Source organism: Bradyrhizobium sp. WCU1 (assembly GCF_053474805.1).
Map to the genome: position 1 here is coordinate 4,596,945 of NZ_CM130280.1, position 15,068 is coordinate 4,612,012.

13 protein-coding genes and 1 pseudogene are annotated in these 15,068 nt (G+C 64.2%); 8 read left to right on the plus strand and 6 right to left on the minus strand.

The genetic code is table 11. The features are described 5' to 3' along the window. Positions 1-46: 46 nt before the first annotated feature. Genes ccoG through ccoS form a run of 4 tightly spaced genes read left to right on the plus strand, consistent with a single transcriptional unit; the run spans position 47 to position 4,384 of the window. On the plus strand, positions 47-1,504 hold the full coding sequence (gene ccoG / locus ACTUWL_RS21225) for a cytochrome c oxidase accessory protein CcoG (protein ID WP_021078566.1): 1,458 nt from the start codon (positions 47-49) through the stop codon (positions 1,502-1,504). A 15-nt stretch (positions 1,505-1,519) separates the two neighbouring features. Then, the gene (locus ACTUWL_RS21230; protein WP_021078565.1) at positions 1,520-2,020 is read left to right on the plus strand and encodes a FixH family protein; all 501 of its coding nucleotides are present in this window, start codon (positions 1,520-1,522) and stop codon (positions 2,018-2,020) included. Positions 2,021-2,030: 10 nt separating this feature from the next. Next, a complete protein-coding gene (locus ACTUWL_RS21235) occupies positions 2,031-4,217 on the plus strand; it encodes a heavy metal translocating P-type ATPase (protein WP_021078564.1) in 2,187 nt (728 codons plus the stop codon). Further along, positions 4,217-4,384 carry a cbb3-type cytochrome oxidase assembly protein CcoS gene (gene ccoS / locus ACTUWL_RS21240; protein WP_021078563.1) on the plus strand — a complete coding sequence of 56 codons (168 nt, stop codon included), beginning with the start codon at positions 4,217-4,219 and terminating at the stop codon, positions 4,382-4,384. The genes ACTUWL_RS21235 and ccoS overlap by 1 nt, the downstream gene beginning before the upstream one ends. On the opposite strand, the gene ACTUWL_RS21245 is transcribed toward ccoS, so the two are convergent. Together ACTUWL_RS21245 and ACTUWL_RS21250 are read right to left on the minus strand one after the other, a co-directional pair. After that, positions 4,366-4,554, minus strand: a complete 189-nt coding sequence (locus ACTUWL_RS21245) for a hypothetical protein (RefSeq protein WP_035651084.1) — start codon at positions 4,552-4,554, stop codon at positions 4,366-4,368. The genes ccoS and ACTUWL_RS21245 overlap by 19 nt on opposite strands. Continuing rightward, on the minus strand, positions 4,542-4,787 hold the full coding sequence (locus ACTUWL_RS21250) for a hypothetical protein (RefSeq protein WP_021078562.1): 246 nt from the start codon (positions 4,785-4,787) through the stop codon (positions 4,542-4,544). The genes ACTUWL_RS21245 and ACTUWL_RS21250 overlap by 13 nt, the downstream gene beginning before the upstream one ends. Positions 4,788-4,939: 152 nt before the next feature. Between ACTUWL_RS21250 and ACTUWL_RS21255 the strand changes: the two genes are divergently transcribed. Then, positions 4,940-6,307: an NRAMP family divalent metal transporter gene (locus ACTUWL_RS21255; RefSeq protein WP_021078561.1), complete on the plus strand. Its 1,368-nt coding sequence runs from the start codon at positions 4,940-4,942 to the stop codon at positions 6,305-6,307. A gap of 97 nt (positions 6,308-6,404) precedes the next feature. On the opposite strand, the gene ACTUWL_RS21260 is transcribed toward ACTUWL_RS21255, so the two are convergent. Next, positions 6,405-6,689: a hypothetical protein gene (locus ACTUWL_RS21260; RefSeq protein WP_021078560.1), complete on the minus strand. Its 285-nt coding sequence runs from the start codon at positions 6,687-6,689 to the stop codon at positions 6,405-6,407. A gap of 185 nt (positions 6,690-6,874) precedes the next feature. Between ACTUWL_RS21260 and ACTUWL_RS21265 the strand changes: the two genes are divergently transcribed. The 3 genes and pseudogenes from ACTUWL_RS21265 to ACTUWL_RS21275 form a co-directional block, all read left to right on the plus strand. Beyond that, positions 6,875-7,354 (plus strand): MarR family winged helix-turn-helix transcriptional regulator, encoded by a 480-nt coding sequence (locus ACTUWL_RS21265; RefSeq protein ID WP_021078559.1) that lies wholly within the window; start codon positions 6,875-6,877, stop codon positions 7,352-7,354. A gap of 9 nt (positions 7,355-7,363) precedes the next feature. After that, positions 7,364-8,311 (plus strand): AraC family transcriptional regulator, encoded by a 948-nt coding sequence (locus tag ACTUWL_RS21270; protein ID WP_021078558.1) that lies wholly within the window; start codon positions 7,364-7,366, stop codon positions 8,309-8,311. 141 nt (positions 8,312-8,452) lie between these two features. After that, a pseudogene (locus ACTUWL_RS21275) lies at positions 8,453-8,785 on the plus strand (adenylate/guanylate cyclase domain-containing protein); the annotation flags it as partial. Positions 8,786-9,074: 289 nt separating this feature from the next. Here ACTUWL_RS21275 and ACTUWL_RS21280 read toward each other — a convergent pair. The 3 genes from ACTUWL_RS21280 to ACTUWL_RS21290 form a co-directional block, all read right to left on the minus strand. Continuing rightward, the gene (locus ACTUWL_RS21280; protein ID WP_021078556.1) at positions 9,075-10,685 is read right to left on the minus strand and encodes a DUF882 domain-containing protein; all 1,611 of its coding nucleotides are present in this window, start codon (positions 10,683-10,685) and stop codon (positions 9,075-9,077) included. A 264-nt stretch (positions 10,686-10,949) separates the two neighbouring features. Continuing rightward, positions 10,950-13,175 carry a L,D-transpeptidase family protein gene (locus ACTUWL_RS21285; protein WP_021078555.1) on the minus strand — a complete coding sequence of 742 codons (2,226 nt, stop codon included), beginning with the start codon at positions 13,173-13,175 and terminating at the stop codon, positions 10,950-10,952. 304 nt (positions 13,176-13,479) lie between these two features. Further along, positions 13,480-14,970: a sigma-54-dependent transcriptional regulator gene (locus ACTUWL_RS21290; protein WP_021078554.1), complete on the minus strand. Its 1,491-nt coding sequence runs from the start codon at positions 14,968-14,970 to the stop codon at positions 13,480-13,482. Between the last annotated feature and the right edge of the window lie 98 nt (positions 14,971-15,068).

Below are 15,068 nucleotides of genomic sequence, written 5' to 3' on the forward strand. Positions count from 1 at the left end.
GGCGCAGGAATGTAGGCTGCAATCGAAGCCTCGTTCGAGCAGACCGATGAACAAGCCCGTGTCGCCTGATGAACTCATAACCGACGAAGACGGGCCGCTCTACGCGCCCCGCAAGAAAGTGTACCCGCAGAGCGTGTCGGGCCGGTTCCGCTCGATCAAATGGCGGCTGATGGCCGTCTGTCTCGGCATTTACTACCTGCTGCCTTTCGTACGCTGGAATCGAGGCCTCGGCGCGCCTGACCAGGCGGTGTTGATCGATTTTCCAAACCGCCGTTTCTATTTCTTCTTCATCGAGCTGTGGCCGCAGGAGGTTTACTACTTCACCGGCCTGTTGGTGCTGGCTGCGCTGACCCTGTTCTTGATGAATGCCCTGGGCGGTCGAATCTGGTGCGGTTATCTGTGTCCGCAGACGGTCTGGACCGATCTGTTCTATGCGGTCGAGCGCCTGGTCGAAGGCGACCGTCGCGCGCAGATGAAGGCCGATTCCGGACCGATGACCGCGCGTCGCGCCGGTCGCCGGGTGCTGAAGCACGCGATCTGGCTGATGATCGCCTGGTGGACCGGCGGCGCCTGGGTGCTCTATTTCGACGATGCGCCGACGCTGGTGCGCAATCTGGCGACGTTTCAGGCTCCGGCGATTGCCTATGTCTGGATCGCGATCCTGACTGCATCGACCTATTTGCTGGCGGGCTACATGCGCGAGCAGGTCTGCGTCTATATGTGCCCGTGGCCGCGCATTCAGGCCGCCCTGACCGACGAATGGGCGCTCAACGTCACCTACAAGTATGATCGCGGCGAGCCGCGCTGCTCGGTGAAGAAGGCGTTCGACATCCGTGCGCTCGGCGACAAGGCAGGCGATTGCATCGATTGCAACCAGTGCGTTGCCGTATGTCCGACCGGCATCGATATCCGTGATGGCGCACAGCTGGGCTGCATCCAGTGCGGCCTGTGCATCGATGCCTGCGACGCCGTCATGACCAAGGTGAGCCGCAAGACCGGCCTGATCGGATACGACAACGACATCAATGTGCAGCGCCGTATCGGCGGCATGCAGGAGGTGTTCAAGCCGGTGCGGGCGCGAACCGTCGTTTACGCCGGCCTGATCACCGTGGTCTGCGCCGTCATGCTCTACGCCTTGATGTCGCGGACGCTGCTCGACGTCAACGTGCTGCACGACCGCAATCCGATCGCCGTGCGGCTCAGCGATGGGGCGACCCGCAACGGTTACACCTTGCGGTTCCTCAACAAGCGCGGTTTCGATCGCGTGATCGCGATCGATGTCGACGGCCCGGCCGAGGCCAAGCTTCACGTCATCGGCGCAGATTCCGTCACGCCAGACCGGCCGATGATCATCCTCGGCCGCGACGCCACCACCGAACTCCGTGTGCTGGTGACGGCGCCGTTCGATGAAAAGGCCGAAAAGTCCGTGCCGGTCACCTTCCGCGTCACAGATATCGGTCTTGGAGAAGTGGCGTCCGCAACCGACCATTTCGTTCTCCCATAACGGCGGAATTCAATCATGGCAGCCACAAGCTCAACCGCGCGACCCATCACCGGACGCTTCGTCCTGATCACGACGGTCGCGTTCTTCGCAGTCGTCATCAGCGTCAACATGGTCATGATGCGGTTCGCCATCACGACGCTGCCGGGCACCGAGGTCGACAGCGCCTACAGCGCCAGCCTCGCCTATCAGCGCGAGATCTTGGCAGCGCGGCAGCAGAACGAGCGCGGCTGGCAAGTCCAGGCGCATATCGAGCGGCGGCCCGACGGCGCTGCCGCAGTCGCAATCGAAGCGCGCGACCATGCCGGCGCGCCACTGGCTGGACTGAACTTTCTCGCCCGTCTCCAACGCCCTACCGATCGGCGTGCTGACCGGGCGATCGAGGTCACCGAAGCGGGCTCGGGAAGTTTTCATGGCCGCGCAGAAGGCATCAGCGCGGGGCAGTGGGACCTCGTGATCGAGGGCGATGCCGAAGGCCGGCGCATGTTCCTGTCGAAGAACCGCGTCGTCCTGAATTGAGGGTGGCCCCATGCAGGCGGAGATCGATTTTTCACATTACCTGAAGAGCGCGGGCGGCGGGCTCATTCATCTCGATCTCGCGGTCGAAGGCATCAACTGCGCGGGCTGCATGGCCAAGATCGAGCGCAACCTGTCGACCATTCCGGACGTCACTTCCGCCCGCGTCAACCTGACCGACAGTCGTCTGGCGCTGGAATGGAAAGCGGGCGCGCTCGATCCGGCACTGTTCGTGAACAGGCTCGCCGAACTCGGCTACAAGGCCTATCCGTTCCAACGCGATGATGCCGAAACATTGGAAGCGCAGCGCGCGCAGGGCTTGTTGCGCCGGTTGGGTGTCGCCGCCTTCGCGGCAATGAACGTGATGATGCTGTCGATCCCGGTGTGGTCCGGCAACGTTTCGGACATGTTGCCGGAGCAGCGCGACTTCTTCCACTGGCTGTCGGCGCTGATCGTGCTGCCGGCGGTGGCCTATTCGGCTCAGCCCTTTTTCACCTCGGCACTGTCAGCGCTGCGGGCGCGCGGCGTCAACATGGACGTGCCGATCAGCATCGGCATCGTATTGGCGTTGGCGACCTCGGTGATCGAGACCATCAATCATGCCGAGCATGCCTACTTCGATGCGGCGATCATGCTGGTCGCGTTCCTGCTCGCCGGTCGCTATCTCGATCAGAACATGCGGCGGCGCACTCGCGCGTTTGCCGGTAACCTCGCGGCCTTGAAGGCGGAGACGGCGACGAAGTTCATCAGCCCAACCGAAATCAGCACGGTTCCGGCGGCCGCGATCCGGCCGGGCGACATCGTGCTGTTGCGGCCCGGCGAGCGCTGCGCGGTCGACGGTAATGTGATCGAAGGGCGATCGGAGGTCGATCAGAGCCTGATTACGGGCGAAACCTTGCCGTCAATGGTCGCGCCCGGCAGCGCGGTGTTCGCTGGTACGCTGATCCGCTCCGGCACGTTGCGCGTCCGGGCGTCCGCGGCCTCCGGCGGCACGCTGCTCGATGAAATATCCCGGCTGCTCGATCGCGCGCTGCAGGCGCGTTCGCGCTATCTGCGGCTCGCGGAGCGGGCATCGAGGCTGTATGCCCCCGTCGTGCACGCGACCGCATTGCTCACGATGCTGGGTTGGCTGGCCTACGGCGCGAGCTTTCATGACTCGATCGTGACGGCGATCGCAGTCCTGATCATCACCTGTCCTTGCGCGCTGGGCCTTGCCATTCCGACGGTGCAGACCGTTGCGTCAGGCGCGCTGTTTGGTTCCGGGGTGCTGCTCAATGCCGGCGATGCGATCGAGCGCATCGCCGAGATCGACCGGGTGATCTTCGACAAGACCGGAACCCTGACCCTGCCGGAGCTCGATGTTGCCAATCTCGCTGAGATTCCCGAGGACGTCGTGCGGCTCGCTGGACGTCTGGCGCTGTCGAGCCGCCACCCCGTTGCCGCCGCAGTCGCGCGCCACGCCGGAGCGGCGGCGCCGCTGCCGGACATCCAGGAAGAGCCGGGCCAGGGTGTTCACGGCCTTCATGACGGACGTCCGATCCGGCTGGGTCGTCCGTCATTCTGTGGCGCCGGCGAACTCGCCAACGAGATTCTGTGCAACGACCCGGAAGCCTCAGTCGTCGCGTTCAGCTATGGCGAGAGCAGATACGCCTTCGCGGTTCGACAACGGCTGCGGCCAGACGCGGCCGAGGTCGTGGCTGGGTTGGTCCGCATGGGCATCGCCGTTGAGATCGTGTCAGGGGACCGCGAGCCTGCGGTCCAGCTCGCGGCCAAGATGCTCGGCGTGCACGAATGGCGTGCCGGGGTCTCCCCGGTCGACAAGATCAGTCGGATCGAGCAGTTGGTGGGTCAGGGCTGTAGGGTGCTGATGGTCGGCGACGGTCTGAACGATGCGCCGGCATTGGCTGCGGCACACGCCTCGATGTCGCCGGTTACGGCCACGCATATGAGCCAGGCGGTGGCTGATGCGGTGTTTCTCGGCGATCGTCTCGCGCCGGTGCTGGCGGCGGTCAAGGTGTCTCGCAGGGCGCTCCGGTTGATGCGACAGAACCTCTCGCTTGCCGTCGTCTACAACGTTCTGGCGGTACCGATCGCGATCGCCGGGCTGGTCACACCTCTGATCGCCGCGGCGGCGATGTCGGGCTCGTCGGTCATCGTGATGCTCAATGCGCTGAGGGCGCGTGCGAGGGAGGTGGTCTGATGGAAGTTCTGATTATCCTGGTGCCGCTTGCTCTTGCGTTGGGCTTTGTCGGCCTGCTCGGCTTCCTCTGGTCGCTGAAGAGCGGACAGTATGACGACCTTGACGGCGCGGCCTGGCGAGCCATCGCTGACGACGAGCCGGCGAGCGATCACGGCCGATCCAGATAGTGAAAATACACCAGTGAGGCTGCAGCTGCGATGGTCAGCGCCGTGCAGGCGAGCGCCAGCAGCAGCGTCCAGTTGGTCCGTCGACCGGATTGTGCGGCTCGTTGCCGCAAGAGCAGAACGGAAGCCAACCTGCCGATGGAGGCGAGCCGGGCCACGGTCAGCAACAGCACATCGGCAGCACGTCGGCCTGCCAATAGCGCCAGTGCGTCGGCGACGTCGACACGGCCTGCATTGTGCTTAGATTGAACAATCCGTCCACGCGCCGGATGCAGGGGAAGCCCAACGGATGTCGCTTGTCGTCGATCACGGCGAGCTCGATCACGCAGTCGAACGGGGCGGACGCAATGTCCTGCCATCCCAAAACACTGAACCAGCGTTGGACCGAGCTGAAGAGGTGCTGCATGTCCCGGGCTTCCTCTGAACAACAACCCGAACTTTGGCATGACTGATCATCCGGGGCGTTGATCTGGCGCAATCCGGATGGCGGCGCTTGACGCGGCTCAATTCCTCTCCCGGTGCGGCAAGCTATAGAAGCAGCGAAAGCTGGGAGCAGGCATGCAGCGTGTACGACGACGTGCCGACAGGCTAGGGATCATCGACGCAAGCAGGCCGAAGTTGCCCGCGCGGCGTGGCACTATCGCAAACCTGTCCGACGTCCTCCAGTCTGGCCGCGCGCGCCTCAAGGCCCATCCGCTGGCGCGGCTGGGTCCGGGGCTGATCACCGGCGTCGCTGACGACGATCCCAGCGGTATCGCCACCTACTCCCAGGCGGGAGCGCAATTCGGCACGGGCATGCTGTGGACGATGCCGCTGGCGTTTCCGCTCATGGCGGCGATTCAATCCATGTGCGGGCGGATCGGCAGGGTCACGGGCCGGGGCCTGGCCGCAAACATCAAGGCCGAGTTCCCGCCGGTCGTTCTCAAGGGCGTCGTTCTCCTTCTATTGATCGCAAACACCATCAATATCGGGGCCGACGTCGCGGCCATGGGCGAGGTCGGCGAGCTCGTGAGCGGGCTCAATGCGCATGCGATGGCCGTGGCCTTTGTCGTCACGACACTCCTGCTTCAGGTCTTCGTTCCGTATCATCGCTACGTCTTCTTCCTGAAATGGCTAACCCTTTCGCTCCTTGCCTATGCGGGCGTTCTGCTCACCGTTCACGTGCCCTGGGGACAGGTGCTCCGAGATACCGTATGGCCGAGGTTGCCATTCACGGCGGACAGCGCGGCTGTCGTCGTCGGCGTCTTCGGGACGACCATCAGTCCGTACCTGTTCTTCTGGCAGGCTTCCGAGGAAGTGGAAGATATGCTGGCGCAAGGCAAGGCGGGGCTCGTGTCCGATTCTTCTGCTGCATCGAAAGAGTTACGGCGCATCCAGTGGGACACCTGGAGCGGCATGTTCTATTCCGACATCACCGCTTACTTCATCATTCTGGCGACCGCCGTGACGCTGCATGTGGCGGGAATCACGAACATCGAGACCGCGGCGCAGGCGGCGAGCGCGTTGCGGCCGCTGGCCGGAGATTTCGCCTTCATCCTGTTCGCAATGGGCATCGTCGGCGTCGGCCTGATCGGCGTGCCGGTCCTTGCAGGATCTTCGGCATACGCGCTCGCGGAAGCGATGGGGTGGAATGAAGGCCTCGAGAAGGAGGTGCGGGACGCGCGGGCCTTCTACGGCGTGATCGCGTTCAGCGTCATCGCCGGATTGCTCATTCAGTATTCGCCGGTCAGCCCGATGAAAGCGTTGTTCTGGAGCGCCGTGATTAACGGTGTTGTCGCCGTGCCGCTGATGGCCGTCATCATCCTGTTGGCATCGAAGCGTTCGGTGATGGGACCGTATGTCTCAGGTTGGGTAACGGTGCTGCTCGGCTGGATCGCAACCGTCGTGATGGGGGTGGCGGCCGTCCTGATGTTCGTGCTCCGTTGATCGAACCGATGGCCGCTATCGCATCGTCGATCTATCCGGCGGTGGGGCCGCTCGGTGATCGCCGGTCGCCTCCGCTGCCGCTCGTGGCGGCACCGCATCAGATATCGCCGAGTCTACACCAGGCGAGGTCGATCAAGGTGCTTACCCGCGCAGATTGGGATTGCAGCTTTTCCCGGCTCTCTTCGTCCTCGATCTTCTCGATCATGATCGACGTTCGCGCGTGGCTTATCTGAAGGGCAAAAATTGCTTCCTGAAGCGCTTCCCGCGCCTTCTGTCGCCGGGCACTCCAGAGCTCGGATGCGTCGACAGGCTTTGCGCAGTGCGTCAGTGGTCGTTCGGGCAGCTGCCGCTTGCGTCGATCAAGTCTCACGATGTCCGGCATTTGGGTTTCTCCCCTGGCACGCATTCGGTGCTGACCTCGTTGCAGGGGGATATTGAGCGAGCTGTCTTAATCGGCCAATCAATCAGATTATCGGAATCCGGCAAGATCATGGAATCTTGTGCTTAACCATTTAAAAACGGCATATGCATATAAATTCAAGGTATATGCCTATAAAAGGATTCTTGATGACGCACGACATCTCGCCGACGCCTGAGGAACTCGCCGCTGTCGGCAGTTGTTGCGCCGCATTCAATGTCCGGAAGGCGAGCCGTGTGATCACCCGGCTCTATGCCGAGGCCTTCGCGCCGGTCGGGCTGGAGCCGACGCAATTCATGCTGCTCGTAGCCTGTGCGCGGCAGGCGACCGTGACCATGGGGGCTCTTGCGGGGAGGATGTCGATGGATCCGAGCGCGCTCGCTCGCAACGTCACGATCCTCGAGCGCCGCGGTCTGGTCAGGATCGTGCCGGGAGCAGACCGCCGCGTGCGCGACATCTCGATCTCAGCCAAGGGCCGGAAAACCTTGTCCCGCGCGCTGCCGCGCTGGAGGGATGTGCAGGCGAAACTGGCCGGACAGGTCGGCGAGGACAGCTTCCGGTCGGCGGTCGAACTGATGAAGGGAATTGTACGCTCGAGCGAGGCGTTGCTCGACCACCCGATTTCGTAGGAGCCCACGATGCCTGTCCGTTGGATCGATCCTTCGCCGGTGCTGCGTGTCGAACGCTTCAACAGCTTCGATGAGTTTCGTCCCAATGATGTCATCGGCGGAATGAGAAGCACGCCGCTGGATTCGTCGCCTATCTCGGCTTCGCGGAGTATCCTTGCGCTTCCTGACTGCCTTCTCGTGCTGCAGCGATCGTTCGCCCGGCGGATGGAGGGAGATCTCGGAGCAAATCGCGGGGTTGGGCTCGTCATTCCTCTCGCCTTCCATGCAACGATGAACGGCAACGCGGTTGGCGATTCCACGATCGGGGTCATCCGTGGTCGGGTGCCCGTCGACGTCGTCGAACGGCATGCGAACACCTATCTCATGCTGCGATTCGGTTCCGACATGAGCAATCGCGGATGGGCCGAGTTCGATGGGGGAATCGAGCTGTTCAGGCTGGCGCCGGCGAAGATGCTGGCGCTGCGATCGGCGATCCTGGACATGTTTTGCCTGGCTTCCGGCTGCAGGGATCTCAGGGAATTCGAGTTGTTGAGCGGGCAACTGCAGGAAACGCTCATCGCCGGGCTCGACAACGCCTTGGTCCAGGATAGCGTCAAGCGGGTGCTTCCCGGTTCGTTCGACCGGCATCGGAAGCTCGTCGAGCGCCTGGATGAACTGGTGGCGGCTGTCGGGGAAGCCGACCTCTACAGCACCGGTCTCGCACAGACGCTCGGCGTTTCCGTTCGGACGCTCCAGACTGCCGTGCAGCACATTTGCGGCGTCAGCCTGCATCAGCACCTTCGGTCGAAGCGGATGTGGTCGGTCCGCAAGCTCCTCGTCAAAGGAAGTCCGCTCCTGACCGTGACCGCGGCCGCGCGTGCCAACGGCTTCTGGCATCTGAGCGACTTCGCCAGATGTTATAGCCGCGCATATGGCGAGATGCCCTCGGAAACCCTCACACGGGCGCGCGGGGCCTGAGGCGGCAGGCGGGCGGGCCTGACGCCGTCAGGCCGCTCGTCCAAGGTACTCCCGATGGCATCTGCGGAGCCGCTATGGCGGCTTGGGCGACATCCCCTGATTTGCTAGACTGGCGGTAAGGCAACCGGGCAGATCGTTCAGATGGACGTGCCAGGACCAGAGCGCCGGCTCGCTGCGGTCCTCGCCGCCGACATGGTCGGCTTTAGCCGCTTCATGGAGGCTGACGAGACGGGCACCCTTGCGCGCCTGAAGACCCATCGAATCGAGCTGATCGATCCGGCCATCGCCAAGAATCGCGGCCGCATCATCAAGACCACCGGCGACGGCATGCTGGTCGAATTTCACAGCGTCGTCGATGCGGTGCTGTGCGCGGTCGAGGTGCAGCGCCGGATGGCCAAACGCAATACCGACGTCGCGCCGGCGCGGTGGATGCAGTTTCGCATCGGCATCAATCTCGGCGATGTGATCGTCGACGGCGCATCACGCGGCCCGACCACACCCATCACGCGTTCCTCGCCGCAACCCTGGCGCAGATGGGCAACTCGGTGGCGGCGACAGCCCATGCGGCCGAGGTGATGAAGCGCGAGCCCGACCGGGCGCGCTACGAGGCCGGCCTGCGTAAGGCAGGATTACCGGCTTGATCAAACGGCTTTCGGGATGAGCTAAAGCATGATCCGGAAAAGTGCGAAGCGGTTTTCCGAAAAGATCATGCTCAAACAAAGGTCAAAAGCGCGATGATGATTCAACCAAATCTTATCGCGCTTTAGCGCAGCGAGGCGGTGCGCAGCACGAAGGACTGGGTGGTCAGGGGGGTGGTCGCGGAGCCCGAGAAGTGATCGCAGGTCATACCCATCATCGGATCTTCCGAGAAAGTCATGGCGACGGTGGCCTGCGGCTTCACGAAGTGAGCCCGCATCGTGCTCATGTCGGTGTCGCCAAGCACCGTGGTCAGCATGGCATTGCTCGCGCTCGGCGCCAGCATCACCACGCGCATCCAGACATCGTTACCCTTGGCGGCCGAGATCCGCGCCGACGTTGTGATGACGCCCTGGCCGGGCGCGCCCTTCGCGACGACGGTGTTGATTTCGGTGCTAGGCGCCGCAGCATTGCGTGCCGGACGCACGTTGCGTGGGATCGGTGCGGTCGCTGCGACGATGTTGGCGCGATCGACCGGCGACGACGTGGCGGGCGCATAGGCGAGCGCCTTGTTGAAGTTCTCGGTCGCGCTGGCCGTGGTCTGCGGATCGGCGCCGCCGACCGCCTCACGGGCCTTCAGCGCGGCGATCTGTGCGGCCGACGCCTGCTTCGGCGCGGCCGTTTCGTCGCCCCAGAAGCCGCGGGCATTGATGATGTCGGCGGGCGATTGCGGCGCGGTGTTCTCGGCGGTCTGCACCACCTGCATCGCCGGCTTGGCCTTTGGCGTCGGAACGAGCTGCGCGTCGGCGGCGGCGAGCTGGATCGCGGCGGCGAATTGCGGCTTGGCGCGCGGCAGCGGAATCGGATCGGCGGATTTGGTATCCGCAGGCTTGGCGGGAGCCGCGGCCGCAACCACCGTGTTGGCGGCGGGCTTGTCGTTCACGCTGGCCCCGCCTTCGTCCTCATCGTCACCCGACTTGCCGCCCCCGAACAGCTTTGCGAACAGGGTCGGCTTGCTGATGATGGCGGCATCGTCGCCATTGCCACGGCGTTCGATGTCAGCCTTGGCGAGCTCGTAGCCCTTCAGCGGCGTGCCGTCGGTCGGGACATGGACGGTGCGGCCGTCGGGGAACACCTTGACCAGCTGCTCGCGGGTCATTCGCGGCCAGTGGCGGATGCCGCCGGTGTCGAGATGCACGAACGGCGAGCCGGAGGTCGGGTAGAAGCCGACGCCGCCGCGCTGCAGGCGCAGGCCGGCGTAGCGGATCTGCTCCAGCGGCACGCCCGGAATGAAGAAGTCCATCGCGTGCCCCAGCATGTGCTGGCTGTGCCGCGCGACGCCCGAGGAGCGGCGGCGCAGCATGGCGTTGGTGGCAGGGGCGCGATAGGCCGAGATGATCTGGATCGGCTGCTTGCCGCCGACGTCGCCGTAGACTTCCCAGAGGATGTCGAACAGATGACGGTCCATCACCGTCTCATCCTGGGAGCGCCAGTCGCGCAGGAAGTGATTGAGCTGCTTCAGCGCGGCTTCGTCGTAGCGGCCGTCGCGCTTGAAGGTGACGGTGAGGTCTTCGCCGGAATGGGTGTGGTGGAACGAGAGCGTGCGGGTCTGGTTCAGCGCCGTCGCGTCGTGCACCGATCCCGCGCCGGCCAAAAGCAACAGCGCGGTCAGGCCAGCTTGGTACCCGGCCTTAGGCAGCAACAGCGGTTTGAAGCGGCGTGCGAAGACAGCCAGCACTATGAGCCCACCCAGTCGACGAGCGTTCGCTCGGCATCCTCGCAGACCCCCTGCGGAAGACGGTGAACGCTTTCTTAAAGCGGGAGGGTTAACCGAGGTTTACCGACCCGCCCCCAAGTTAGGCTTAACTAACTGGGCGAGTGTGGCAAAAGATAGCCCAGTTCCCCGGCCGACACCGGAAATGGTTAACGTAAACGATCTCGTTTTTTGAACGAGATCGTTGATTTTGCAGCAATATTTATCCGAATCGCGCCGGTGCTCGGATCAGCGGGTGATCACCCGGCGCTGCTGCTGGGCCTGACCGCGGCGGGCCGGCTGCGGCTCCGGCTGTCCGAAGCCGCCGAACAGGCGCTCGAAGAAGTTCGGTCCGGAGGAGCCGAACCCGCTGTTGTCGCCGGCGACGTTGACGCCTGCGGGCAGGCTGCTGCTCGGCGGCCGCGCGTAGCTCGGCTGGGCGTGCGCCACCACCGTTTCAAGATCCTTGCCGCGGCTGTTCTTGAGCAGCGACAGCATGGTGGCGTCGCGGCCGTAGATGTCCCGGCGGATTTGCAGCTTGCCGGCATCGTCCACGAAGGCGGTCTGGTAGGTGATGTTGACCGGGATCGGCGTCGGGAATTTCAGATCGACTTCGCTCGAGCCGTACATGCTGCGGATCCGCTCCGGCGTGTAGTGCTGGTTCGGCTCGGTGATGTTGAGCAGCACGGATGCGTACTGATCCGGGTTCTGCACGCGCATGCAGCCATGGCTGAAGGCGCGCTCGTCCTTCGCGAACAGGTACTTGTCCGGCGTGTCGTGCTGATAGACCAGGAACTTGTTCGGGAAGTTGAAGCGGATGCGGCCGAGCGCATTGGCTTCACCGGGCGGCTGCGAGACATGGATCGAGCCGTCGCGGTTGCGCTCGAGCTTCAGGCCCATGCGCTGCAGCACCGTCGGGTCCTGCTGCAGGGCCGGCAGATATTCGTTGTAGATGATCGACGGCGGCACATTCCAGGTCGGGTTGACCGTGATGTACTTCATCGTCTCGGTCAGCAGCGGCGTGGCATGCTGGCCGGGCTTGCCGGTCACCACGCGCGTGGTCCAGACCTGCGCGCCGTTCTGCATCACCTTCAGCGTATAGTCCGGGATGTTGAGGATCACATAGGCATTGCCGACATTGGCGGCGCCGAGCTGGCGCGGCAGCCAGCGCCAGCGTTCCATGTTGACGAGCACGGTGTCGATCTGACGGTCGCGCTTCGGATTGTTCAGCGCCTTCACCGTGCGCTCGTCGAGCACGCCGGTCGCCTTGAGATCAACGCTGCTCTGGAACTTCTCGACCGCTTTCGCGACCTGCGCGTCATACTTCGTGCTGTCGGCATTCTCGGTGATGCCGAGCTTGCCCCGCAGGTCCGGCACGCGCGGATCGTCCATCTCGACCGCGGCCTGCTTCTTGCGCGCCGGCACATATCTCAACGCCGGACCGTCCGCGATCGTGATGACCGGGCCGTCGCCCTGGCCGCGCAGCTCGGCGAGCTTCTTCTTCAGCTCCTTGTAGAGCTTCTGCGGCGGGTTGTAGCTGTCGAGTGCGGCCGAGGCGTCCTTGGCCGAGGTCACATTGGCGAACACTTCCGCCGGATCGATCGGGTGCTCCGGATAGAGGATGTCAGCCGACACCTGCGACCAATGCATGCGGCCGCTCTGGGCCTGGCGCGCATAGTCCAGCATGCTGGCCGCGAGCTTCAGCTCGGCGTCGGCCAGCGCATCGGGGGTCGACGCTGCGGCGAAATCCGGCACCGGATAATCTGCTGCATCGAGGCCGTCGGCAGCCGCGTCTTTCAGGCGGGCGATGACGCCCTTGCCGGCGTCGGTCAGCTGGCCGGCCTTAGTGAAGACAGGCGCATAGTCGCGGGCCGAATAGAATTTCTCTGCGGCCGCGCGCTCGTTCTTGCGATCGAAGGTGCGCAGAGTCTTGCTGGCGAGCAGTTCGCGCACCTTGCCGGCGACCGGTTGATCCTCGACGGCAACATTGCTCGCGGCCTTCGCCGGTTCAATCGCAGGGGCCGCGGCCGTCGCGGGAGCCGGAGCTGCGGCGGGCGCCGTTGCGGTGGCAGGCGCGGGTGCCGCTGCAGGCGGCGCAACAGCGGTGTCGGTCTTCGGTGCATCGGCCTTCGGCGCGTCAGCGGGCTCCACGGCCTTTGCGGTCGCGCTCGGCTCCGCCGGCTTTGCGTCAACCGGTTTGGCTTCGGTGGCCTGCACATCGGTGGGCTTCGCGTCGGCCGGCTTGGCCGCGTCGGGCAGCGCGGCGGTGGTGTCGGCCTTGAAATCGCTCGCGGTGGGCGGCGGGACGTTGGCCGGTTCGGGGCGCGGGATCGCGGCGTCGATCGCAAGTTCCGAGGCGCTCGAGCGGGGCGTGTCTTGTGCGAAAGCCGTGGTCGCGGACACCGTGAGGAAGGTTGCCGCGACGGCCATCAAGACGCGGTCAAATCCTCGACGGTTGTTCGAACAGTCACGCATTTTCGCACCCCCTGGGTGGAACTGCTCCCAGATTCTGGAACAGTTCAAATCAGTATTGGTTTCATAGCTTGCGCGAAAGCGCCGGCCTCTTGATCGACTCGTATGCCTGCACGCAACAAACGCAGACGATACATTTGCCCCTCTTGTGCAGCCAGCGCCATGCGGGGCAACTCACGACAAACTGACCTCGAAGCGGCTGATTTCGCTCGGGCTGTGCGTTTTTGCCACGCGGCACAGCCTTTGTCTGTCACCGGAGGGACACGGTTCAAAAGGTTCCCTGGTATCGCCTCATCGGCCTCGGGGCTTAGCCGGCGTCGTTGCTGCGCGCGCCGGCCGCGGCTTCGTCGAGCTTGCGGTAGAGGGTCGAGCGGCCGATCTTGAGGCGGCGCGCGACCTCCGACATCTGGCCGCGATAATGCGAAATCGCAAAGCGGATGATCTCGTTCTCGAGATCTTCTAGCGGGCGCACCTCGCCCGCAGCAGTGAGCATCGAGAGGCCGCCGGCAGTGGGGAGGGCAGTCGACGTCGGTATTTCATTACCGGGAATCATGGCGGGCGCGGTGGAGGGCGACACCACCAGCGGCTCGCCCTGAAAGGACTTTCCTTCCGGCGCCGGATGCGCCGAGCTTTGCGGGAAGTCGGCGAGCCCGAGCTGGTCGCCGTCGCTCATGACAACGGCGCGATACACCGTGTTCTCGAGCTGACGGATGTTGCCGGGCCAATCGAGCTGCGCCAGATGCGCCATCGCATCACCGCTGATGCCGGTGATGTTGCGGTTCTCCTCGGCGCAGAACCGCGCCAGGAAATGCCGCAGCAGATGCGGGATGTCCTCGCGCCGCTGCCGCAGCGCCGGAATGGTCAGCGGCAGCACGTGCAGGCGGTAGAACAGGTCCTCGCGGAACTCGCCGGCCTTCACGAGGTCGAGCAGCTTGCGGTTGGTCGCCGAGATGATGCGGACGTCGACCTTGACCGGCTTGCGTCCGCCCACCGCCTCGACGGTACCTTCCTGCAGCGCGCGCAGCAGCTTGACCTGCGTCGCCAGCGGCAATTCGCCGACCTCGTCGAGGAACAGGGTGCCGCCATGAGCCTCGACGAACTTGCCCTGGTGGCGTTCGGTGGCGCCGGTGAAGGCGCCCTTCTCATGGCCGAACAGGATCGATTCGACGAGATTGTCCGGAATCGCGCCGCAGTTCACCGCGACGAACGGCTTGGCCTTGCGCTCGCTGCTGCCGTGGATGGCGCGCGCGAACAGTTCCTTGCCGACGCCGGATTCGCCCTCGATCAGCACGGGAATCGTCGAGGATGCGGCTTTCTGCGCCGTGCGCAGCACCCCGGCCATCGCCTCGCTGCGGGTGATGATGTCGGAGAAGGTCAGCCGGCCCTCGCGGCTGTGGCGGATGCGCTGCAATTCGCCTTTCAGCGCCGACGCGTTGAGGGCGTTGCGCAGGGAGACCTGCAACCGCTCGAAGCCGACCGGCTTGACGACGAAGTCCTGGGCACCGGCGCGCATCGCCGACACCACATTGTCGATGCCGCCATGCGCGGTCTGCACGATGACCGGGACGTTCAAACCAGCTTCACGAATCTTTGCGAGGACTCCGAGGCCGTCGAGGCCCGGCATCACGAGGTCGAGCACGACGGCATCGATCGCCTGCGTCTCGGATGCGGTCAGGGCCGCAATCGCCGCATCGCCACTGTCGACGACGAGGGGCTCATAGCCGCACTTCTGCACCATGTTTTCAACCAAACGACGCTGTACTGCGTCGTCATCGGCGATCAAAATGGTGGCAGCCATGGTTTTCCCCGCACGCTACGATTATTTGTCTCGAATCGGGGCAATGTCGCCGATGCCGATTAACGCACTCTTAAACGTTGCAAACCCGCCCTTATTCC